Annotated in this window: 2 protein-coding genes; both read right to left on the bottom strand. The window is 23.9% G+C overall.

Annotation, left to right across the window (positions count from 1 at the left end; genetic code table 11):
- Positions 1-24: 24 nt before the first annotated feature.
- Positions 25-1092, bottom strand: a complete 1068-nt coding sequence (locus tag ULO1_RS07560) for a glycosyltransferase family 4 protein (RefSeq protein ID WP_159446853.1) — start codon at positions 1090-1092, stop codon at positions 25-27.
- Between the two features lie 15 nt (positions 1093-1107).
- Positions 1108-1767 (bottom strand): glycosyltransferase family 4 protein (locus ULO1_RS07555; RefSeq protein ID WP_143325429.1); only part of this gene is annotated, 660 nt, incomplete at its 5' end.

Raw genomic sequence — 1767 nt, 5'->3', positions numbered from 1 at the left:
ATTTATATGAATCCATTATTATCACTAATCATCCTCTCCTATATATAATTTAATTAATTTATTAATATATAACTTGATATCATATTTCATAGCAGTATTAAATCCATTTATACCAATTTTAACTCTTAAATTTTTATCTCTAACTATTCTTTCAATCGCAGATGCAATCATATCAATATCTCCAGGTTTAACTAGTATTCCATTTTCACCGTCTTTTATTAATTCAGGTATGCCACCTACAGGAGTCGTTATGACAGCAAGCCCATAAGCTAATGCTTCTAATAATGCCATTGGCAAACCTTCATTATATGAAGGTAAAATAAAACAATTTGCTTTCTTCAATAACAAATCTTTTTCTTTGTAAGATAACCAAGAATAAACATTTATATAATTATTAAGTTTAAGTTCACGAATCAATTTTTGCGCTTCATCTACTTCCCCATCACCAGCAATATCTAGTAATACCTTATTCTTTATATCAGAAGGCAATTTACTAAAAGCCTTTATTAAATCAAATATACCTTTCCGTTTTCCTATTCGTCCCAAAAAAACAAATTTTATTAAATCTTGATTATTAAAATCCATTTTAAGGTTTTTATTAATAATAACTGGATTAGGTATTACTTTTATCTTTTCATTCTCTATATTAAAAGCGTTAGAATAAAAATCCTTCCAACTATTAGATAAAACTATGAGGTATTTACATTTATTAAATATAAAAGATATAATATTTTTGAAAATTTTAGGTAAATTGTTATAAAAAATATGAAATTCTGCACCATGTGCATGAATAATAAATTTTTGTTTATATAGAATTAAAATAGAGGCTATAATAAGTTTTCTTAACGTACTGCCGCGTGATGCAAAATGAATATGATAAATATTAATTTTTTTGGTTAAAACTAAAATATTTAGACGTAAAATTGATTTTAAAAAAGTGTAGAGGTTAAGAATCAAGTTATTACCAGATAAAGTCTCTATCATATAACACTCAATGTAATTGGGAAAATTTTTAATAATCATATTCTTAACTGTAGATATACCACCTTGCCCATTTAAACTAGGACCTATCATTACAATTTTTGCTTTCATATAACTATTCATCCTCTATTTATATAATTTATTTAATTTTATATTTAAAGCATTATACAGAAATCTATTGAAATTGTGATTAATAACAATATTGATTTTGTTCATAACGTTTTTTGGCGTCTTTTTTGTACTAATAATTTTCTCAACCCATAAATTTATATCTAATTTTAAACTAAAATCAACCAACCACTTTGGAACATGCAAGTTTGAATTTGCTATAGTTACTAAACCATATAATTTTGCTTCTAATAAAGCAATACAGAATGTCTCATGGTTTGATGGATGTAATAATATATCACATTTATTCAATATATTCATAGCAGTTTTATTGTCTATTCGGCCATATATTATAACGTCATTTTGTAAATTTAATCCATTAATGGTTTTGATCAATTTCTTTTTTAGATATCCATCTCCAATAATATGTAATTTAATATTTTTATCTAACTTTCCCTTTAATTTATATAACACTTTTATCGCAAATAATGGGTTTTTAATTTTTGTTAATGCGCCTAAATAACATAATTCTAAACTGTTTCTATTTATATCTTCTTCCTTTTTAATTTTATAAAATGAACTCATATCAAGAGGAGGGTACAATACTTTTATTTTATTTTTTAATTTAAACCTATTTTCTAAAATGTTTTTATATGTATGACTTACAGTATATATTTT

It is taken from the genome of Carboxydocella sp. ULO1 (assembly GCF_002049255.1).
Classification (GTDB): Bacteria; Bacillota.
The sequence above is the reverse complement of the archived record's forward strand: the minus strand, read 5'-3'. Positions and strand labels throughout refer to the sequence as shown.